Raw genomic sequence first — 19,198 nt, 5'->3', positions numbered from 1 at the left:
TTCTTAAATTCTACATCGTAAGTGACTCTAATTTTTCCCATAGAAAAATCCCCTCCATAGTAAACAGGTTAATGTGCTTTCTTTTTCCTGTCTACTATAAGGGGATCATATCATTGAAGCAGGCTTCTTTTTTATCGTTTAGTAAACGCGTTTTCGATTTTCTGCATGACTAGAGATAAGTAATAATGCAGATTCTTCCCCTATATTACGAACAATATGAGGAACGCACGCATTCCAGGAGAAAGAATCACCTTCTCCAACAATTGCAATGTCTTCCCCATGTTGAACTTCTAGTTTTCCGCGTAATACAAGATGACACTCTTCTCCTTCATGAGCATTCGGTGAGTTTTCTTTCGGAAATCCAGCAGGAATTTCTACGAGATTTAGGCGAAGGCCACCTTGTTCAGCGACATGTTCAATTCTTTGTTCATCTTGTCCATACACACTGTATTTACGTTCTTCTTTTTTAACAATTTTTAAACGGTCTTTTTGTTCTAACAATAAATAGGGAAGGGGAACATTTAAAAAATGAGAGATCGTTTCTAAAGTTGAGATAGATGGTGAGGTTTTATTGTTTTCAACCTGACTCATAAATCCTTTAGAAAGACCTGTTCCTTCACAAATTTGGGCAATCGTAATACCTTTACGTTGACGAATTTCACGAATTGCAGAACCGATATTCATAAAATCAAGCTCCTTTTTGTAAACAACTATTTGTATCATAGCAAAAAAAATATATTTTTTCTCATAAAAAATGAATTGACGAATAAAAAAAATTAGTGTATGTTTTGTAATGTAAATAAAAGTTTTGTATAAGAAAACTATAAAGGAGAGAAAGAAATGAATCAACATATTGGTAACTTAATTATTCGCATCGTGTTAGGAGTAACATTCTTTATGCACGGTTTAACAAAATTCCAATCGGGAATTGACAATATTGCAGGGTGGTTTACAAGCATTGGTTTACCAGGAGGACTTGCATACGGTGTAGCAACTGTTGAATTAGTTGGAGGTCTATTGTTAATTTTAGGTTTAGGTGTAAGATATATTGGATTATTATTTGCACTTGTTATGGTCGGAGCGATTGTAAAAGTAAAATGGTCAGCTGGCTTGTTAGGAGACGGAAAAAATCCTGGATTTGAGTTAGAACTTGCATTATTAGCAATGGGTGCATACTTATTTGTTGCGAAAGCTGATGGTTTTGTAGATAATTTCTTAAAAGAGAAAATGTCAAAGAAAAACTAATTTAAATGGGGGTATAACAAGATGAGCTTTCAACTTCATCCCGAAACAACACTTGGTGTTGTTCATTTATACGTATCAAATATAAAGAAATCACTAGACTTTTATACGGAAGTACTAAGCATGAAGGTACTAAAAGAAGAGGAAGCAGTCGTTACATTTGGGAATGAAAATGATGAACCACTCCTTATCATTGAAGAAAAGAAAGAAGCTTTTCCGAAACAAAGAGGAAGAACAGGGTTATATCATTACGCAATTTTATTACCAAATAGACAAGACTTAGCGAACATTCTTCGTCACCTTGTAGAGATGGTATATCCACTGCACGGTGGAGCCGATCATTACTTTAGTGAAGCTCTTTATTTAGCTGATCCAGATGGAAATGGGATTGAAATTTATCATGATCGCCAAAAAGAAGTTTGGCGTGATGAGAATGGAGAGCTACCATTTGTTAGTAACCCGTTAGCTGGTGAAGAATTATTACAGCAAGGAAGTGTATGGAATGGGTTCCCGGCGGGTACTGTGATGGGACATATTCATTTACATGTAGCTGACTTAGAAGAAGCGAAACGTTTCTATGTTGATGGTCTTGGTTTTGATGTAACAATCCCAGCTCGTAATGGAGCGCTGTTCGTATCCGCAGGTGGTTATCATCACCATATTGGCTTAAATACATGGCAAGGTGAAGGGATACCAGCACAAATGCCAAATTCCGTTGGCTTGAAATATTTCACAATTGTACTAGCGGATGAAAAACAAAAAGAGCAAGTATGTGAAAGCTTAAAAAATATTGGCAAGATTGCTACGTACAAAGATGGAGTATTACAGGCCAAAGATCCATTTGGACATTGTATACATTTTAAAGTAAAAGGAGAAGCCTAAAAAGGCTCCTCCTTTTTTACTTTCTTATAATTGCTTTGTCATTTTGTAAAAATAGTTGGTCAAATTGCTTTGCGAGGTCAAAATCTAGCCTTGTTAAACCTTTTGCATTCCAAGATGACAAAGTAATAATAACTGCCTTATACTGTATAAGGATAAATGGGTGGTGATTATGTTCTTCTGATAGTTTGGCGGCTTCAGAGACAAATTCGACTCCTTTTAAGTAGTCGGAAAACATGTATTTTCGTTCAATCCATTTTTCATCTTTTACCATCCATTTATCTAACTTCAATAATTCCTCTTGAACTTGTTCTTCAGTTAATCGTTGCATCATTTTTCACATCCTTTATCTTTAGTAACGCAAGACCATTGTTAATAAGGCGTGTTACAGCTTCGTCCGTTGTGAAAGTAGATAGTTGTTGTAATAGTGCTGCTGATGTTTCGTGACCTTTGTTATGCTCTAAAAGTAATTCTAATGTTTCAAGGCGAAGCAGCCATTCTTTCGGATAAAATTTATTTAATACTTCTTGAATTGCTGCTAATTGATCGACATGGGCGTCGTGTAAAATACCTTCATTACGAATATCGCGAACTGTTTGATACATACGATCTAGTTCAGTTAATGTAAGAGGTGTTGGAGTTTCTTCTATTTCCTCATCCGCTGGGAAAAACGATGCTGCATCTGCTGCGCCTGGGAATACGGAAGTGATTGTTGAACCAACCGCCATATCAAACGCTCCCCATGAAGCGTCAAATAATAAACGATCTTGATGAGTAACTGTGCAATCTATAAATGAGATAAGAGTAATCTTATTATCGTTCTTTACAATATCTGTTACTGTTCCTTTTACATGAATACCACTTGCAAAAGTAAACTCTGCAATATTTCCAATTGTAATTCCTAATGATTGCAGTTGTTCGTCTGTACAATTTTCTAATGCAATATTTTCAGTGAGTAATCCAATTGGTGTTCCAAAGCCGTCACTGTGTACAGAGGTAGAATGATTCGCTAGCTGTTTATTGTGAATTGCTAATGCTGTTGGTGAGCTTGTTCTTATGTAAATGACTTCACCAACATCATTTTTAATTGTTTCTGTAAATGTACCTGTAATTTGTAATCCGCTATTTAGCTCGGCTGTTGCATGGTTTTCAGAGCGAATCGCTTTTTCTAATCCTTCTTTACCACCTGTTTTAAAGGCCATCGTTTCAGAGAACTCCTCAAGTGCTTCTGTTAATTCCTCAAATGATTCACAAACAAATAGTTGTGGTTGCATTTTTGTTACGTCATAAGTTGTCCCTGTACATGATTCGATGGAAAATGGAACTTTTTCTACAGCATCTGTTAAGCAATGTTTGCTTTCGCCGACAGAGGAAAGCAGACCAGCACCGTAGATTTTTGGATTGTCCATATTTCCGATTAATCCATATTCTACCGTCCACCAGAAAAGACGTGAAATTTGTTCAGCTTCTGATAAACCAGAAACTAAGTTTTGCTTTTCAATTACAGCATTTTCAGCGGCTGCAACTTCTTCAGGTGTAGAAGTTGGGCTTTCTTTTACAATCGTTAATGTACGAACAGCTTCAAACGCATCATGTTCTTCTTTTGTAGAGAAAGCTTTCGCTCCAATTTGTCCAAATCGTTTCACATATTTTGCATATGTAGGATCAAGTAAGATCGGTGCGTGTCCTGCAGCTTCATGAACGATATCAGGAGCCGGTGTATACTCGATATTTTCTACTTTGCGAATATCTGTTGCAATTGGTAATAATCCGTGACCTTGAAAATCAAAGAATGCTACGCCGGGAATAAGTCCGTCAATCGTTACAGCTCCCCAGCCGCTTGGTGCTAAACATTTATTCATTTCTTCTACCTTTGGAATTGCATCTATATTAATACCAGATGATTGTAGTCCATTCACATAGGCTGGATGAGCAACGTCTTTTAAAAAACTATGATTTTGTCTCATGATGTAACGCCAAACAGCGTGATTCACCGGTGTGTATTGATCATAATGCTGTGTGGATACGAATGGTTTTAAATGCGATGGAATTTCTGTTTTCTTTGTCATTTAGACATCCTCCTTTTTTCTATAAAATTGAAAATCGGTTTTGTATAGCTTGTACCAGCCACTTTTAAAATTGTAAGCGCTTATAATTTTATCATAAAATTCTGAATTATTTAATATTTGTTTGTGTGAGAAATAGAAAAAGCCCCTGTCGGAATTTCCGATAGGGGCGAAAGAATCATGGTACCACCCTATTTCACTTCTAAATCAACATTTAAATTAGATGTATTTCCAGCTGCATCAGTTGCTACAATTTCGACATAATTCATACCAATCCTCTTTGAATTGAAAATTTCTTGGGGAATTTTTTCTGATTATGTCGAATGGGGATTTTTCACATATTGTAGGTGAGAAGTGAGGAATGCTATGAGGAAATGGAGGGGTGTTATGAAAAGGTTCATTGTAAGTGGTAGCGCAGTGTTACTCATGTTTTTATGTTCCATCACTATTACTAGCGCAGAAAATAATGATGTGAAAGTTGCTTTTATTCGTCATCATAATCTTTGGATTAAAGTTGATGGGAAAGAAAAACAACTTACAAAAGGAGAGTACATAACAGGGCCAAAGTGGTCTTATGATGGAGAGTGGCTTGCATATGCGAAAGGCGAGAAACAAAAACAACTGGAATTGTACCGGCTGAAAGATGGAAAGAAAGTTACATCGTTTCACTCAGAAACATCGAATTATCAATGGTCACCAAAAGAGAATATAATTGCATTTATATTTACAGGTACATTAAGTACATATGATGTAGAAAAAAAGAATGCCACTTTTGAAAATGTATCCAATGGTGTAGGGGATTATGCTTGGTATCCAGACGGACAGAGGTTTTTTGTTTCCTCTGAAGCGTACTTGCTTCCAACAGGATGGACAGGAGCCCAGCTATATGAAGTGCAAAAGGATGCAAACATGAATCCGCACAAAATGAAACATATATATGCATTACCAAATGAACATGATGATTTTTTAGCGTTAGTTGCAAGTGGATTCAAGTGGTCACCAGATCAAAAATGGATTTCATTTTTAGCGGTGCCAACAGCTTCTTGGTCAGCTGATAGTAATACACTTTGTTTAATTCGAGCAGATGGCAGTCGGTTTGAAAAAGTAGATCAAATGTTATTAAACACACAATGGTTCCAATGGGCGCCATCAAAAAATATATTAGCCTATATTGAAGGAAGCGGGAGAGTTGCATTAGAAAATAAACATTTAAAAGTAAAGGAACTGCCAGCACTCCAGCAGAATACATTTACACCGAAAGGATATGTCGATTGGGATTTTACATGGAAGAACGATAACGTAATTATCGTTTCACGAGCAAAAGAGGCAGGGATTGAAACTCCGCCAGAAAAAAGACCACTACCATCTTTATATGAAATCGATAGTACAAGCGATGAACAACATCAAATTATAAATCCATCCAATAAGCAAGGTGATTACCACCCCATTTCCATGAAGAAGAGCAATCAATTAATATGGATACGTTCAGACCGTAAGAAAGCAGATGTATGGCTTGCTCATAACGATGGAAAACATGAAAAGAAATGGATTGAAAATATAGATGTACCAGAGTGGTATTATGAGAGCTGGAATTGGGAAAATGTCATCTCGGTGAAAGAAGAATAAAAAAACTTGCCTAAAAGACAATTTTAGGCAAGTTTTTTATTGTTATTTATGTGTTTTATTTGGCTTTTTCTTCGCCGGGTTTCCGTTCCCTTGACGTTTTCTATTTTGTTCATCTTTTGCTTGTTTTTCATGTAGTGTATCTAAAAAGTTATTTGAGTTATTCATTTGTATATCTCTCCTTTCATTTCGTCATAGTTACTATAACCATTTAGGAGGATAATCATGAGTTAGAAGTTAGGCGCTTAATTTTCTTCGATAGTATAAGTAAAATGGTTGCGACAGGATCGGGTAAGAAAGGTGATTTTTCACTTCCTCCTAAATCGAACCATTTGTTTAAGAGGTTAATGATACAAAACATGAAAACACCAGACCAACTTGCGATAATTGCTTTATGTTTAATTTTTGTTTCACGTTCATTATCTGTAATCCAAGGGTTAGCAGTTTTATCGCTATTAAAAAAGCCATTTGTGTATGTCGAACATTTTTTACATTCGTGTTGTTCGTGTAGCAGGAATAAAGAATGCAATATGGAAGGGATATGTGAGACTATTTTATAGTGAGAAGGAGAGACGTATGAAACTCGTTTTTGTTCGGCATGGAGAAGGGGAACATACAAAGGATTTACCATCAAGTTTACAAATATTGCATCCGCTATTGTCGGGAGAGGGAAGAAATCAGGCTGAGTTACTTCAATACGATGTGCCACTACAAGAAACAGACATATTAATCGCTAGTCCTACACTTAGAACGTTGCAAACGGCGACAATATGGAGTACGAAAGTTGCGTGTCAAAAAATCGTCCATCCATATGTATCTCCACGTATTTTTCCTTATCGAGAAGGGACGGAAACATTACCATGTGATCGCATAGTCGATCAGGAAATGATAAAAAAGTTATTTCCACATTTTTCGATTGAGAAAGGTAGGGATAAGCTTTTATGGCAGGAAGGGGTAAATACTATTTCAGAGAATAGTTTTCAGCGAATAGTAGATGAATTTGTTAGCTGGTGTTCTGAAATAAGAGCTGAAAGAATTTGTATCGTATCTCACGATGGAACAATTACAGCATATAGGCAATATTTACAGAAAGTCGTTTTAGCTAGATCAGATTTTTTGAAAGAAACGGGTATATATGAAATGAACTTATCCTGCTAATGCAGGATAAGTATGCAAAATTACATAATACATATATTGTAAATAGTAGGTGTGCGTTAGGAGAGAAAAAGCTAGCAGAATCTTTTTTACGAAGTGGTGCAAAATCGTATATTGGATTGATAGATTATGTAGATGGAAATGCAGCACTTATGTTTACAATACGCTTATTTTACGGGATTATTAACCATGAAAAAACGTTAGAAGAAGCTTTTCAAGAATCGAGATTAATTGATAAAGAGACACATACATTTCGACTATATAAGTAGTGTGAAACGTGTTTATTCAAATATAGAATAAACACGTTTCACATTTAGCACACAGTTTTTTTACAATTTCTTCAATGAAAATGATTATCACTTATGGTATGATATGTTCAAGTTTTTACAGTTAATAAAAGTTACTATATAAACGTTAGTTTTTAATGATTAATGAGCATGTCACAAATTATTCATAATTAACATTTGAAAAATAAGTAACTAATGTTATTATATTACCTGTAACTGATTTAATTACAACTTTAGGAGGAAGATATGGTTATTCAATTTTTAAGAGAAAACAAAGCAGTTTCTTTTGTATTAGCGATAATTCGAGTGTATCTTGGTTACACATGGGTAATGGCTGGAATCGGTAAACTACAAGGAAAAGGATTCGATGCAACTGGTTATTTACAAGGTGCAATTGAAAAATCTAAAGGAGCGCAACCGGCTGTTCAATCTTGGTGGGCATCATTTTTACAAGATTTCGCAATTCCAAATGTTGATCTATTTAATACACTTGTAACATGGGGAGAAATTTTAGTCGGAATTGGTTTAATTGTAGGCTGTTTAACAAAAACAGCGGTCTTTTTCGGTCTTGTAATGAACTTTTCCTATATGTTTAGTGGGTCAATTGGTGTGAACCCTGAAATGGTTATCTTATCTATGTTTGTTCTTGTTTCTGGTATGAATGCTGGAAAATTTGGAATTGATGGCTTCATTATTCCGAAAGTATTAGGATCAAAAACGCCAAAACGCCAAAAGCAAGCTGCTTAATATATGAAAACGGGTATCTCAAAATGAGATACCCGTTTATGTTATTTTTCAGATTGAATCGGATTGTTTTTAAAGAAATCTTTTACATACCCTACAAACTCTTGTGGCTCTTGACGAAATGGTGCATGATAACCTTTTTCGATAATATGGAGAGTACTATTTTTTAAGAATTGATGATACGTTTCTCCTTCTTTCCAAGAAACGCTACTATCATTTCTTCCCCATATAATTAAAGTTGGTTGTTTGATTTCATTTGCATTGATTTGAAGACGTCTAGGCCATAATTTCATTTTGTTGTAATGTTCTTCATCGTCACGCTTAAACTTCACTTGGCTCTCATCATAGTCTTTAACAGAAGAAACAGTATTTAAATCAGTCGATAATTGTGGTTTCGGATAACCTTTTTTATTAACTAGTGTATGAGGACCGCCTGTGGCATCAGTTAAGATAAGGTGTGTAACCGCTTCAGGGTATAAATATGTTAAATTAAGAGAAATTTCTCCGCCCATTGAATGTCCCAGTATTGCGAATGAATCATAGCCGAGTTTTTTCATTAACTTATAATACAAGTTTGCGTGAGTTGGAAAAGAATAATAAAAATCCATCGGCTTTGATGAGCGCCCGAATCCTAAAGCATCAACAGAAATAATCGTATGATCTTTTGCTAAATCTGAGTAAATCTTTTGGAAGCCATCTGATGACCCTCCAAATCCATGAATCATAAGTAAAGGTGGTTTTTCATTACCAATCTTTTTAAAGTAAATGGTTTGACCATCTATTTCTACCATTTTTTCCTCGGTAGTTAGTTTCGCTGTAATTGTATTTTTAACTTGTTTTACTTGTTCTACTGGCTTTTCTGCTGCACTACATCCTACTAATAGTGTAAGAGTAAGACAACCTACCATAAAATAGCTAAATCGCTTCAATTAGGTGTCCCCTTTCTAACATAACGCTGTATCTATCATAGCAAATAGCATATTACGATTTCCAGGAAGTTGGCTACCATTTTTTATCATAAGAGGTGAAAGGAGCGTTTCTTGGAAATTGTCCGTTTGAAGAAATTTACGAAATGTAAATTGTGAATGTGGGACATCAATTCGTACTGTGCCGTTCCAACATTCACAAATTTTTTTAAATAATTGAATAGCATCTTCCTCCTGTTTTGCGATAAGTGGATTGATACATAATATATTATCTTTTTGTATGCAGAAGGAAAAAGCTTCTATACAATTGTTTCTTTCAATTTTAAAAGAGTGTACAGCTCTTGGTAATAGTAATGAATAAAGTAGAGAGCGATTTGCACCGATTGCAATTTGATCCAGAGAAGTGAGAGAGACAAGGTCTTTTTCTTTTACTTGTTGTGTGTAAGAAGTATTTGTTTTAGTAGTTTGTTTTTCAAAACGATGAATCGGTGTTACTGTTTGAAATCCGCATGATGTGTATAGAGGCTCGCCAGCTTTTGTCGCAATAAGTACAACGGGTTGATTTTGATGAGTGTGTTCCAAACAACGATTTAGCAAAATCCGTCCGATCCCCCTCCCTTGAAAATTAGGGTGTACGATTAACATACCAATGGAGGAAAAGCTATTTTTAAAGGGAAATACTCCTCCAGTTGCAATTAGTTTGTTTTCGTGAAAATAGCCGAGAAGTGTGCCGATAGAAAGGTACATTTCGAATTGTTTTTTCATAAAGGTTTTATTTTGTAACCATCCAACAGATTTGCAAAGGTCGAGTAAATCAAAAATGAAAGATTTATTTAGCTTTACTATTTTCATAAAAGTTCACCACATTTCTATTTATTTTCATGGAAATAGGTTCGAAATTAAAAATACGAGATTTACGTTATATGAAATCCAACTTGTTTATATGTAATTTGTAAAGGCAATGAAGCTTGATACGAAAAGACAAAGTTATACAAATTATAACTGACATTTACATAAGTTAACAAAAAATTTACATATAACTAATTTTCTCTTAATAGTCTTCTATTAAATTTGATAGTGGGAAATGAATAACCTAATTAGGGGGACAAGACAGTGAAAAAGTTTGTGAAAAAAGCGTGGCCATTTGCAGTTGTGGCGTCATTAGCAGTTACTTCGGTAGCAACATGGAATTTTACACGTTCTAGTGAAGTAAATGCAGATGAGAACGGAAGCAATGCAAAGATTAAAAATGTCATCGTATTAATTGGGGATGGTATGGGTCCTTCATATATGACGGCTCATCGTTATATGAAAGATAATCCAAAAACATTCGAGATGGAATCTACAGAATTTGATAAGCATCTTGTAGGAACACAAAAAACATATCCAGAAGATGAACATGAAAATATTACAGACTCTGCATCAGCAGCAACAGCTATGTCAGCAGGGATAAAAACATATAATGCAGCAATTGCGGTTGATAACGATAAAGCGGAAGTGAAAACCGTTCTTGAACAAGCGAAAGAAAAAGGGAAATCAACAGGATTAGTAGCAACTTCTGAAATTACGCATGCAACACCAGCTGCTTTCGGTGCGCATGACATTAGCCGTAAAAATATGGACGCAATTGCAAATGATTATTTTGATGAGAAAATTAAAGGGAAGCATAAAGTAGATGTTATGCTTGGCGGCGGTGTAAATAACTTTGTTAGAAAAGATCGCAATCTTACAGAAGAATTTCAGAAATCTGGTTATAGCTATGTAACAGATCGAGATCAATTGTTAAATGATAAGAATGATCAAATTCTCGGGTTATTTGCACCAGGCGGATTAGATAAAATGATTGACCGTAATGAGAAAACCCCTTCATTAGAAGAAATGACAAATGCAGCAATTGAGCGTTTGAACAAAAATAAAAATGGTTTCTTCTTAATGGTTGAGGGAAGTCAAATCGACTGGGCTGGACATGATAATGACATCGTGGGTGCAATGAGTGAAATGGAAGACTTTGAAAAAGCATTTAAAGCAGCGATCGAATTTGCGAAAAAAGATAAAAATACATTAGTTGTTGCAACGGCAGACCACGCTACAGGTGGATTATCTTTAGGTGCAAATGGCGAGTATAACTTTAAAGTAGATCCAATTAAAGCTGCAAAACGTACACCAGACTTTATGGCAAAGGAAATTGCAAAAGGTGCAAATGTAGAAGAAACATTGAAAAAATATATTAATTTACAATTAACGCCAGAAGAAATTAAAGCTGTAAATGATATAGCTCCATCAAAAGATGTAACGAAGATTGATAATGCGATTGAAGATATTTTTAATAAGCGTTCAGTTACAGGCTGGACAACAGGTGGGCATACAGGTGAAGATGTAAACGTATATGCATTTGGACCAGGTAAATACTTATTCTCTGGCGTTCAAGAGAATACAAATATAGCGAAACGTGTCTTTGATATTGTTGGCGGTGGCGATCCGAATAAAGGAAGACGCTAATTAAGAGCGAAAGTGAGGCAAAATGCCTCACTTTTCTTTTTAGGAGATGGAAATATGAAAGAACAATTTAGGAAATTAAGATTCCTTCTAGTATTTGTAGTATTGCTAGTTGGATGTCAACCCGACGAGAATAATATAGAACAAAAACCTACTACTAAAAAAACTGAGGAAAAGGCACATATAACAACAGAAGAAGAGAAGTCCATTCAAGCAGTTATTGAAACGTTTGTACGGACGACGAATGAAAAAAATCTTGCTGAACATATGGAGTTATTTTCAAAGAAAATGCCTAGTGCTGAAGACTTAAAAACACAAAAGGAAGCTGCTTTTCAAAAGGGGAATAAGAAAATTGAATTGGAACATTTAGATATGAAGGCTAGTAAAGCAGGATATGTTATTGTTGAAACGAAAGAAAAGGAGACAGATGGGGATGTCACTCTTCAGAAGAAAGTACAGTATGCGCTTGGAAAAGAAGATGAGAAATGGAAAATCGAAGAGGTTCGCACGATAGAGAAGAAATAAAAAAGGTTCTCATAAGAGAGAACCTTTTTTACAGTGGTAATAAAATTTGATTTGAGCATGCTTCAATGTCATCAATATCTTGACGAATTGTTGCCATTTTATTATCAAGATCTTCAGCCTTCATTGCTGCATCGTGTAGTTCATCTTTTAAATATTCAGGTATTTTCCCTTCATATTTATAATAGAGTTTATGTTCTAAACTTGCCCAAAAGTCCATCGCAAGTGTACGTAACTGAATTTCTGCAAATACATCTTTTGTACCAGAATTTAGTGATAAAGGATATTTAATAATCATGTGCAAACTTTTATATCCGTTTCCTTTTGGATTCGCAATATAATCTTTTACGTCTACGACTTCCATATCCTCACGATTTTCAATTACTTCTTTTAAATGATAGATATCTTCTACGAAGCAACATGTAATACGAATACCAATAATATCTTGTAACTGTGTTTGAGCATTTTCAACTGTTGGTGATAAGTTTTTACGCTCTAGCTTTTTAATAATACTTGCAGGTTGTTTTAGTCTAGTTTTTATATGTTCAAACGGGTTGTAATCCTCTAGAAATTGAGCTTCCCGGTTCATAATTTCAAATTTAGTTTTTAACTCTTCTAAAGCAAATGTATACGGTAGTACAAAAGCTTTCCAGTAGTTGACGGTTGATTGATTATACTCCATTTATATACACACCTTTTCCTATTTACAAGTGAGGTTGTTATTATACTAAACACCAAATCATATAAGCACAAGCAGCAAATGATGAAATCATAAAACGATATTTAGTTTTCATACTATCAACTCCTTTCTAGTAAGATTCTATATGAATAAACGTGATTGTTAATAAGTTCACTATGTACAATTTCTATAGTAATAGATTCGTGTGAATTTCGTATGAACTAATTGTTTCAGTTTTTTGTCTTTTGTTTGCAATTGACAAATTAAGTGAAGTTGTATAACATTTAAATCGTAATCATTACGTTTTAGTTGCAATCTTTGAAAGAAAGGAGAATTACATATGCGTGTAAATATTACATTAGCTTGTACAGAGTGCGGTGATCGTAATTACATTTCTAAAAAAAATAAGCGAAACAATCCAGAACGCATCGAACTAAAAAAATATTGTCCACGATTAAAGCGAGTTACGTTACATCGTGAAACGAAGTAGAAGACTAGAGATTTTTCTAGTCTTTTTTTATTAATGTGTTTTGGTTTTGTTTGTTATAATTACCTTAAATTGTAATAATGGAGAGGTAGAATGAATCAAAAAGCTAATGAAAGAAAAGAACAAGTGGCTCATATTATTGAAATTCCAGATGAATATAAGCTTGTTGTAGATGATCAAGAAGGAGTGGATGATCCTCATCATCTATTATGGTGGGGACATAAAGAGGATGAGGAGAAACAGATACAAATTTCATTAAATAGACATACTGGTAATCTATTTGAATTCAGGATAGATGATGAAAATTATTTTTCGAGTGATAAAGAAGTGATAGATGAGAATAGGGCAAGAGAGGTTGCAAATGTATTTATAAAAAAATATGTGGAAGAAGGATTAGAATTTTATACACATACGTTAATTAAGGATGACTGGCGTGGTTGGAAAGAGATAAATTATATGCAAGAAGTGAATGGATATCCGTTGCCGGATACAGGATGTGTTGTGCGAGTTCATCCTTCAGGTAATGTTGTGGCTTTCCGTTATAACGGGGGAGAAAGTATACAAGAAAAGCCATTATGGCCAATTGAAATTGTTGATGAGAACATTGTTTTAGAAAATCTGAAAGCTGGACAAGATATGAGGCTGGTGTTTGCTGATTTAACATTCTCTTCATATGTATATGAAAATGGGGGAGAAGTAAAAGGATATCATCTTCTGTATGAGCCTGAACCTGTTCATGCGTCTATTCATGCAAGTACAGGTAAGGATTTGTTTGGACCAGATCACTATAAATTACCTCCAACAGTAGCTGTTACTAAACCAAAAAAGGATAGTCAACAAGGGGATATATTCGATTTATTTGACTGGGATAAAGAAAGTTTTACAAAAGTAGCTGAGACGGAAAATGAAGATGAAAGAAGGATGAAATTTGTCCCGAAAGAGGAATTGCAAAAAGAGAAAGAAGAGAAGAATCCATATTTAATGAATGAATTTTTCAAAGAACATTTACCGATGTTAGAATATAATAGTTTAGTTGTCATTACGATTGATAAATCAACAAATGAATTAATGGGCTTTATAAAACTGACAGACGAAAAGGAAGCAAAACAAATACTATCAAGAGAAGAGTGTTTACAAAAAGCACTTCAATTTTTAGAACGAGTTATTCCAGATATTACACAGTATCTTCGTCTTTGGGAGGAACGTGAAGAAGCAGAAGATGGGATTGAAAGATTTATCTTTTCTGTATATGTGAATGGTATTCCGGCAGAGTATAAACAGTTTATGATCAATATCAATGCGGAAAATGGTGCTGTGATGCACTACTCGGGAGAGTCTAGCAGAATTATAAAAGAATTGCTCACATATGAAACAACACCAAAAGTAACAAAAGAAAAAGCGTTAGAAACATACAAAGAGGCCATCCGAGTGAAATTAGAATGGTATTTAGATAATGATGCAGAGGAAACAAAATACGAGCTGATTTATAAACAAACGACGAATGAAGATCATAAAGAATCCGTTGATTGTAGACAGAGGATTCGTTACATAGATGCGCATACTGGGGAGGAAATTTGGAGTGAATAAGTCTTTAAATAGGGAAAAAGGTCTTCGGTAGAAGACCTTTTTTAGAAAGAACGATTATTCTTCGTATGTATCAATTTTGTATAACCATTTCTGTACACTAGCAGGTGGCCCTTCTGTTCTCCACTTTATTGTACACATTCCACAAGAACAGTGAACTTTTCCTTTTGCAAAAATACCGGAAATTTCAGGCGTATATCCCCATGCGTGTTTTGCGATATTCATTTTTCGGTGCATTGTACGTTGACGTTGGTGTCTTGTATAAGCACGTGTTCTTTTAATTTTCATATTTGTAATCCCTCCTTGTAGTACAAGTAGCTTGCAAGAGCATACAAGGAGTTCATCTCTTACAAGCTACTGAGGTACAAGAAGGAAATGAAATGTTTCATATTCCACTCTCCAATCTTTTGTTTAAGTATATGTAGCGAAGCTTTATGAGACAAATATTATGCTTAAAAACATATTGGAATGATGTCGTACAGACACAAACAACCTCACGCCCACATACACATAATAAAGACCACTATTTTGGCGGAGGTGAAAGGTTTGAGTCTATTCGCCGCAATTGGATATATGGTTCGAGAAGTGTTTGTCTTTGTTTCCTATGTGAAGAACAATGCGTTTCCGCAGCCGTTATCATCAGATGATGAGAGAAAGTACCTAGAGTTAATGGAGCAAGGTGATGCTCAAGCGAGAAATCTTTTAATTGAACATAATTTACGGCTTGTAGCTCATATCGTTAAAAAATTCGAGAACACCGGTGAAGATGCAGAAGATTTAATTTCAATTGGCACAATTGGGCTTATTAAAGCGATCGAAAGCTATTCAGCAGGGAAAGGAACAAAGCTTGCGACGTATGCAGCACGCTGTATTGAAAATGAAATTTTGATGCATTTACGTGTACTAAAGAAAACGAAAAAAGACGTTTCACTTCATGATCCGATCGGGCAAGACAAAGAGGGGAATGAAATATCACTTATTGATATATTAAAATCAGAGTCTGAAGATGTAATTGATATGATTCAGCTTAGTATGGAGTTAGAAAAGATTAAAGAGTATATCGATATTTTAGATGAACGAGAGAAAGAAGTTATCGTAAAGCGTTTTGGACTGGGGCTTGATAAAGAAAAAACGCAGCGAGAGATCGCGAAGGCGCTTGGTATTTCAAGAAGCTATGTATCAAGAATTGAAAAGCGTGCTTTAATGAAAATGTTCCACGAATTTGTAAGGGCAGAGAAAGAGAAAAAAGCAAAAGAATAATGTGCATTGCAAGCAGCCATATTTTAAAATTGGCTGCTTTTATTTTTAAAAATAAGGGAAGAAAACGAGTTGTGATAGGAAAGAAATACATGTTCACTGTTGAAAATGACGGATTCTATCTGTAATATTAGAAGGTGCTAAACAATTTAAGAATAATATCATACCTTAGTTTTCGATATGTATAATGAGACAGTTCTATATGATATGTGGGAATAAGAACCAATTTTCCATATGATATAGAAAGAAAAGAAGGGGAAACTAAAGTTATAGACTGATTAGGAGGTTTCGCAATTTGCGACGTACATTATATCGACTTATGATTGAACTTACAAATGGTCGCTTTACTTCTTATATATTACGTAAATTTGCACAATCTCGTTTGAGCTCTATCATTATTCCATCGTATGCGAAAGTTTTTCAAATTAACCAAGATGAGATGGAAAAGGGTTTAAAGGAATATAGAACATTGCATGAATTATTTACGCGTAGGCTAAAAGAAGGAAAGCGTAGTGTTGATACAGATACATCGAGTATCGTTAGTCCTGTTGATGGTGTTTTTGCTGATCATGGTCCTATTGAGGACACAAAAACATTTGATATTAAAGGCAAGCGTTATTCAATTGTGGATATGCTAGGTAATGAAGAACGCGCGAAGCGATATGCAGGCGGTACATATATGGTCATTTATTTGAGCCCAAGTCACTATCATCGCATTCATAGTCCGCTTTCTGGTTCTGTGACTGAAAGATTTGTACTCGGTAGAAAATCATATCCGGTAAATGCAGCTGGTATGGAATACGGAAAAGAACCATTGTCAAAAAATTATCGCTCTGTTACAGAAGTGAATAGTGACGGTGAACATATGGCTCTTGTAAAAGTAGGTGCTATGTTTGTTAATAGTATTGAGCTCCTTCATGAAAGAAGTACTGTTCAAAAAGGTGAAGAAATGGCATACTTTACATTTGGTTCAACAGTTGTGTTATTGTTTGAAAAAGATATGATAGAAGTGGTGCCGGAATTAACAAGTGGACAAGAACTTCGTCTCGGTGAAAAAATTGCTACTCGATTAGTTCATAAATAAAGAAAAGATTTTATAACTGTAAGTAAGAGTTATGGACAAAGATGCTTAATGATGCCCCCCTAGATGGGAGTACTTGTTTATTCGAGAGCCATCGTAGGATGGCTCTTTTTACAGGTCGGCCAGTAGTTTATATGTAATTAAGACGATTTGACAAGCTTGTCCTCTAATGAGCGTCTAATCATTTCTTGTTTTATAAGTAAAATGAAGTCGGGATTTAATTTTAGTTCTTTTGCTTTATAATAAGACTCAGTGAGTAACTCAGTAGATAACTGTTCCATATGTTTTGTTTTCAAGGTGAGTCACCTCCTAATAATATAAGGATTGATTCGCTGTTGCATTTAATGTACCAAAAAAATATGACAGTCACAAACGATGGGTTATCCACATGCCTAGGTGGATAAAATGTGAATAGAATGTTAGTAAATTCCAAATTAACTGAAAAATTAACGTGGAAAATGTGTACAATTTTATCCACAGGTTATATATCGAAAAATGTTGTCGAAAAATTTTATGAAAACTCCTCAAAGAGGTGAAAGAAATTGAAGTTATTTTTACCAAATGAATACGTGAAAAATGTATATCATGTTCAACCAGAAGATTTGAAAAAACGTGGAATTAAAGGCGTTATTACTGATTTAGATAATACTTTAATTGAATGGGATCGTCCAAATGCAACGCCACAACTTGAAAAGTGGTTTTTGGAAATGAAAGAGCAAGGCATCCAAGTAACGGTCGTTTCAAATAATAATGAGCAACGTGTGAAAGACTTTGCTGATCCATTAGGTATTCCATTTATTCATAGTGCGCGTAAACCATTTGTTCGCGCATTTAAGCGTGCGATACAAGAGATGCGTTTACAACCAGATGAAGTTGTAGTAATTGGGGATCAGTTACTAACGGATGTGCTTGGTGGAAATCGAGTGGGACTTCATACAATTTTAGTTGTACCGGTAGCACAAACAGACGGATTAGTGACGCGCTTTAATCGAAAAATTGAACGCAGAATCATGAGAAACATGAAGAAAAAAGGTTTAATTAACTGGGAGGAATAAAGTTTGACTGAAACAATTAAATGTATTGGTTGCGGTGTAGAAATTCAAACAGAAAATAAAAACGAAGTGGGGTATGCTCCTACTTCATCTTTAGAGAAAGAACAAGTAATTTGTCAACGTTGTTTTCGCTTGAAGCATTACAATGAAATTCAAGATGTATCATTAACGGATGATGACTTCCTACGTATTCTAAATGGAATTGGAAAATCGGATGCGCTAGTAGTTAAGATTGTAGATATTTTTGATTTTAATGGTAGCTGGTTACCTGGCTTACATCGTTTCGTAGGAAATAATAAAGTATTACTTGTTGGAAATAAAGCTGATTTAATTCCTAAGTCAGTAAAACATGATAAAGTAAAGCATTGGATGCGCTATAGTGCGAAGCAACTTGGTTTAAAGCCAGAAGATGTCTTTTTAATTAGTGCAGCGAAGGGACAAGGGATTGCTGAACTTGCGGATGCTATTGAGTATTATCGCGATGGTAAAGATGTTTATGTTGTTGGATGTACGAATGTAGGGAAATCAACATTTATTAATCGTATGATTAAAGAATTTAGTGATGAGACTGAAAATGTAATTACAACATCCCATTTCCCAGGAACAACACTCGATTTAATTGATATTCCATTAGACGAAGAATCTTCTTTATATGATACGCCAGGTATTATTAACCATCATCAAATGGCTCATTATGTTGGAAAACAAAGCTTAAAGCTTATTACACCAACAAAAGAGATTAAGCCGATGGTGTTCCAATTAAATGAAGAACAAACGTTATTCTTTAGTGGATTGGCACGTTTTGATTATGTAAGTGGTGGTCGTCGTGCGTTTACTTGTCACTTCTCGAATCGTTTAACAATCCATCGTACAAAGCTGGAAAAAGCAGATGAATTGTATAAAAATCATGCTGGGGATTTACTAAGCCCACCAACACCAGAAGAGTTAGCAAATATGCCTGAGCTAGTGAAATACGAATTTAATATTCGTGAACCAAAAACGGATGTTGTATTCTCTGGCTTAGGATGGGTTACTGTGAACGAACCAGGAGCAAAAATTGTTGCACACGTACCAAAAGGAGTAAGTGTTTCATTGCGTAAATCTTTAATTTAATATGG

At 34.9% G+C, this 19,198-nt stretch carries 22 protein-coding genes and 2 pseudogenes; 14 read left to right on the top strand and 10 right to left on the bottom strand.

The window, feature by feature from the left end:
• Nucleotides 1-138: 138 nt before the first annotated feature.
• Nucleotides 139-684 carry a helix-turn-helix domain-containing protein gene (locus tag MR065_RS02140; RefSeq protein ID WP_097905228.1) on the bottom strand — a complete coding sequence of 182 codons (546 nt, stop codon included), beginning with the start codon at nucleotides 682-684 and terminating at the stop codon, nucleotides 139-141.
• 156 nt (nucleotides 685-840) lie between these two features.
• Here MR065_RS02140 and MR065_RS02135 point away from each other — a divergent pair, with 156 nt between their 5' ends.
• Nucleotides 841-1,245, top strand: a complete 405-nt coding sequence (locus MR065_RS02135; protein WP_001071557.1) for a DoxX family protein — start codon at nucleotides 841-843, stop codon at nucleotides 1,243-1,245.
• 21 nt (nucleotides 1,246-1,266) lie between these two features.
• Nucleotides 1,267-2,124: a VOC family protein gene (locus tag MR065_RS02130; protein ID WP_242212303.1), complete on the top strand. Its 858-nt coding sequence runs from the start codon at nucleotides 1,267-1,269 to the stop codon at nucleotides 2,122-2,124.
• A gap of 16 nt (nucleotides 2,125-2,140) precedes the next feature.
• Here the strand turns inward: MR065_RS02130 and MR065_RS02125 are convergent, their stop codons facing one another.
• Entirely contained in the window at nucleotides 2,141-2,455 is a 315-nt protein-coding gene (locus tag MR065_RS02125; protein ID WP_242212302.1) for a 4a-hydroxytetrahydrobiopterin dehydratase, read from the bottom strand.
• On the bottom strand, nucleotides 2,436-4,190 hold the full coding sequence (locus tag MR065_RS02120) for an aromatic amino acid hydroxylase (RefSeq protein WP_242212301.1): 1,755 nt from the start codon (nucleotides 4,188-4,190) through the stop codon (nucleotides 2,436-2,438). Before MR065_RS02120 ends, MR065_RS02125 begins: the two co-directional genes overlap by 20 nt.
• 384 nt (nucleotides 4,191-4,574) lie before the next feature.
• Between MR065_RS02120 and MR065_RS02115 the strand changes: the two genes are divergently transcribed.
• Entirely contained in the window at nucleotides 4,575-5,813 is a 1,239-nt protein-coding gene (locus tag MR065_RS02115) for a TolB family protein (protein ID WP_242212300.1), read from the top strand.
• Nucleotides 5,814-5,855: 42 nt separating this feature from the next.
• Here MR065_RS02115 and MR065_RS02110 read toward each other — a convergent pair whose 3' ends face one another.
• Together MR065_RS02110 and MR065_RS02105 are read right to left on the bottom strand one after the other, a co-directional pair.
• Nucleotides 5,856-5,978 carry a DUF4023 domain-containing protein gene (locus tag MR065_RS02110; protein WP_242212299.1) on the bottom strand — a complete coding sequence of 41 codons (123 nt, stop codon included), beginning with the start codon at nucleotides 5,976-5,978 and terminating at the stop codon, nucleotides 5,856-5,858.
• Nucleotides 5,979-6,078: 100 nt separating this feature from the next.
• Nucleotides 6,079-6,324 (bottom strand): annotated as a pseudogene (locus tag MR065_RS02105) (hypothetical protein); the annotation flags it as partial.
• Between the two features lie 62 nt (nucleotides 6,325-6,386).
• Between MR065_RS02105 and MR065_RS02100 the strand changes: the two are divergent.
• The 3 genes and pseudogenes from MR065_RS02100 (at nucleotide 6,387) to MR065_RS02090 (ending at nucleotide 7,999) form a co-directional block, all read left to right on the top strand.
• Nucleotides 6,387-6,968, top strand: a complete 582-nt coding sequence (locus MR065_RS02100) for a phosphoglycerate mutase family protein (protein WP_242212298.1) — start codon at nucleotides 6,387-6,389, stop codon at nucleotides 6,966-6,968.
• Nucleotides 6,969-6,976: 8 nt separating this feature from the next.
• Nucleotides 6,977-7,234: pseudogene (locus tag MR065_RS02095) on the top strand (delta-aminolevulinic acid dehydratase); the annotation flags it as partial.
• A 264-nt stretch (nucleotides 7,235-7,498) separates the two neighbouring features.
• Nucleotides 7,499-7,999 (top strand): DoxX family protein, encoded by a 501-nt coding sequence (locus MR065_RS02090; protein WP_242212297.1) that lies wholly within the window; start codon nucleotides 7,499-7,501, stop codon nucleotides 7,997-7,999.
• A gap of 41 nt (nucleotides 8,000-8,040) precedes the next feature.
• On the opposite strand, the gene MR065_RS02085 is transcribed toward MR065_RS02090, so the two are convergent.
• Together MR065_RS02085 and MR065_RS02080 are read right to left on the bottom strand one after the other, a co-directional pair.
• Nucleotides 8,041-8,925 carry an alpha/beta fold hydrolase gene (locus MR065_RS02085; RefSeq protein ID WP_242212296.1) on the bottom strand — a complete coding sequence of 295 codons (885 nt, stop codon included), beginning with the start codon at nucleotides 8,923-8,925 and terminating at the stop codon, nucleotides 8,041-8,043.
• A 15-nt stretch (nucleotides 8,926-8,940) separates the two neighbouring features.
• Nucleotides 8,941-9,774: a GNAT family N-acetyltransferase gene (locus tag MR065_RS02080; protein WP_242212295.1), complete on the bottom strand. Its 834-nt coding sequence runs from the start codon at nucleotides 9,772-9,774 to the stop codon at nucleotides 8,941-8,943.
• 261 nt (nucleotides 9,775-10,035) lie between these two features.
• Here MR065_RS02080 and MR065_RS02075 point away from each other — a divergent pair, with 261 nt between their 5' ends.
• Complete coding sequence (locus MR065_RS02075; RefSeq protein ID WP_242212294.1) at nucleotides 10,036-11,421, top strand: alkaline phosphatase; 1,386 nt, start codon at nucleotides 10,036-10,038, stop codon at nucleotides 11,419-11,421.
• Between the two features lie 54 nt (nucleotides 11,422-11,475).
• Nucleotides 11,476-11,943: a hypothetical protein gene (locus MR065_RS02070; protein WP_098989962.1), complete on the top strand. Its 468-nt coding sequence runs from the start codon at nucleotides 11,476-11,478 to the stop codon at nucleotides 11,941-11,943.
• A gap of 28 nt (nucleotides 11,944-11,971) precedes the next feature.
• Here the strand turns inward: MR065_RS02070 and MR065_RS02065 are convergent, their stop codons facing one another.
• Nucleotides 11,972-12,622, bottom strand: coding sequence for a GTP pyrophosphokinase (locus MR065_RS02065; RefSeq protein ID WP_097906204.1), 651 nt, complete (start codon nucleotides 12,620-12,622; stop codon nucleotides 11,972-11,974).
• A gap of 337 nt (nucleotides 12,623-12,959) precedes the next feature.
• Between MR065_RS02065 and rpmG the strand changes: the two genes are divergently transcribed.
• The gene (rpmG, locus tag MR065_RS02060) at nucleotides 12,960-13,109 is read left to right on the top strand and encodes a 50S ribosomal protein L33 (protein WP_001265617.1); all 150 of its coding nucleotides are present in this window, start codon (nucleotides 12,960-12,962) and stop codon (nucleotides 13,107-13,109) included.
• Between the two features lie 90 nt (nucleotides 13,110-13,199).
• Nucleotides 13,200-14,693, top strand: coding sequence for a YcdB/YcdC domain-containing protein (locus MR065_RS02055; protein WP_242212293.1), 1,494 nt, complete (start codon nucleotides 13,200-13,202; stop codon nucleotides 14,691-14,693).
• Between the two features lie 54 nt (nucleotides 14,694-14,747).
• Here the strand turns inward: MR065_RS02055 and MR065_RS02050 are convergent, their stop codons facing one another.
• On the bottom strand, nucleotides 14,748-14,978 hold the full coding sequence (locus MR065_RS02050) for a hypothetical protein (RefSeq protein ID WP_098384718.1): 231 nt from the start codon (nucleotides 14,976-14,978) through the stop codon (nucleotides 14,748-14,750).
• A gap of 258 nt (nucleotides 14,979-15,236) precedes the next feature.
• On the opposite strand from MR065_RS02050, the gene sigK reads away from it, so the two are divergent.
• Entirely contained in the window at nucleotides 15,237-15,950 is a 714-nt protein-coding gene (gene sigK, locus MR065_RS02045) for an RNA polymerase sporulation sigma factor SigK (protein WP_000051382.1), read from the top strand.
• Nucleotides 15,951-16,242: 292 nt separating this feature from the next.
• Nucleotides 16,243-17,031 carry a phosphatidylserine decarboxylase gene (locus MR065_RS02040; RefSeq protein ID WP_098268150.1) on the top strand — a complete coding sequence of 263 codons (789 nt, stop codon included), beginning with the start codon at nucleotides 16,243-16,245 and terminating at the stop codon, nucleotides 17,029-17,031.
• A gap of 137 nt (nucleotides 17,032-17,168) precedes the next feature.
• Here MR065_RS02040 and sda read toward each other — a convergent pair whose 3' ends face one another.
• Nucleotides 17,169-17,324 (bottom strand): sporulation histidine kinase inhibitor Sda, encoded by a 156-nt coding sequence (gene sda / locus MR065_RS02035; RefSeq protein ID WP_000850097.1) that lies wholly within the window; start codon nucleotides 17,322-17,324, stop codon nucleotides 17,169-17,171.
• Nucleotides 17,325-17,570: 246 nt separating this feature from the next.
• On the opposite strand from sda, the gene MR065_RS02030 reads away from it, so the two are divergent.
• Both MR065_RS02030 and yqeH read left to right on the top strand, forming a co-directional pair.
• Nucleotides 17,571-18,083 carry a YqeG family HAD IIIA-type phosphatase gene (locus MR065_RS02030; RefSeq protein ID WP_097906201.1) on the top strand — a complete coding sequence of 171 codons (513 nt, stop codon included), beginning with the start codon at nucleotides 17,571-17,573 and terminating at the stop codon, nucleotides 18,081-18,083.
• A 3-nt stretch (nucleotides 18,084-18,086) separates the two neighbouring features.
• Entirely contained in the window at nucleotides 18,087-19,193 is a 1,107-nt protein-coding gene (gene yqeH, locus MR065_RS02025) for a ribosome biogenesis GTPase YqeH (RefSeq protein ID WP_242212292.1), read from the top strand.
• Nucleotides 19,194-19,198: the final 5 nt, after the last annotated feature.

It is taken from the genome of Bacillus cereus group sp. BfR-BA-01383, assembly GCF_022663495.1.
Lineage (GTDB): Bacteria > Bacillota > Bacilli > Bacillales > Bacillaceae_G > Bacillus_A > Bacillus_A cereus_AU.
This window is presented reverse-complemented; position numbering and strand designations above follow the sequence as displayed.

Coding starts and splice junctions, on each gene's coding strand:
- rpmG (WP_001265617.1), top strand. CDS start 12,960: ATGCGTGTAAATATTACATTAGCTTGTACAGAGTGCGGTGATCGTAAT.
- MR065_RS02125 (WP_242212302.1), bottom strand. CDS start 2,455: ATGATGCAACGATTAACTGAAGAACAAGTTCAAGAGGAATTATTGAAG.
- MR065_RS02110 (WP_242212299.1), bottom strand. CDS start 5,978: ATGAATAACTCAAATAACTTTTTAGATACACTACATGAAAAACAAGCA.
- MR065_RS02115 (WP_242212300.1), top strand. CDS start 4,575: ATGAAAAGGTTCATTGTAAGTGGTAGCGCAGTGTTACTCATGTTTTTA.
- MR065_RS02120 (WP_242212301.1), bottom strand. CDS start 4,190: ATGACAAAGAAAACAGAAATTCCATCGCATTTAAAACCATTCGTATCC.
- MR065_RS02065 (WP_097906204.1), bottom strand. CDS start 12,622: ATGGAGTATAATCAATCAACCGTCAACTACTGGAAAGCTTTTGTACTA.
- MR065_RS02140 (WP_097905228.1), bottom strand. CDS start 684: ATGAATATCGGTTCTGCAATTCGTGAAATTCGTCAACGTAAAGGTATT.
- MR065_RS02130 (WP_242212303.1), top strand. CDS start 1,267: ATGAGCTTTCAACTTCATCCCGAAACAACACTTGGTGTTGTTCATTTA.
- MR065_RS02090 (WP_242212297.1), top strand. CDS start 7,499: ATGGTTATTCAATTTTTAAGAGAAAACAAAGCAGTTTCTTTTGTATTA.
- MR065_RS02050 (WP_098384718.1), bottom strand. CDS start 14,978: ATGAAAATTAAAAGAACACGTGCTTATACAAGACACCAACGTCAACGT.
- MR065_RS02070 (WP_098989962.1), top strand. CDS start 11,476: ATGAAAGAACAATTTAGGAAATTAAGATTCCTTCTAGTATTTGTAGTA.
- MR065_RS02055 (WP_242212293.1), top strand. CDS start 13,200: ATGAATCAAAAAGCTAATGAAAGAAAAGAACAAGTGGCTCATATTATT.
- MR065_RS02080 (WP_242212295.1), bottom strand. CDS start 9,774: ATGAAAATAGTAAAGCTAAATAAATCTTTCATTTTTGATTTACTCGAC.
- MR065_RS02135 (WP_001071557.1), top strand. CDS start 841: ATGAATCAACATATTGGTAACTTAATTATTCGCATCGTGTTAGGAGTA.
- MR065_RS02100 (WP_242212298.1), top strand. CDS start 6,387: ATGAAACTCGTTTTTGTTCGGCATGGAGAAGGGGAACATACAAAGGAT.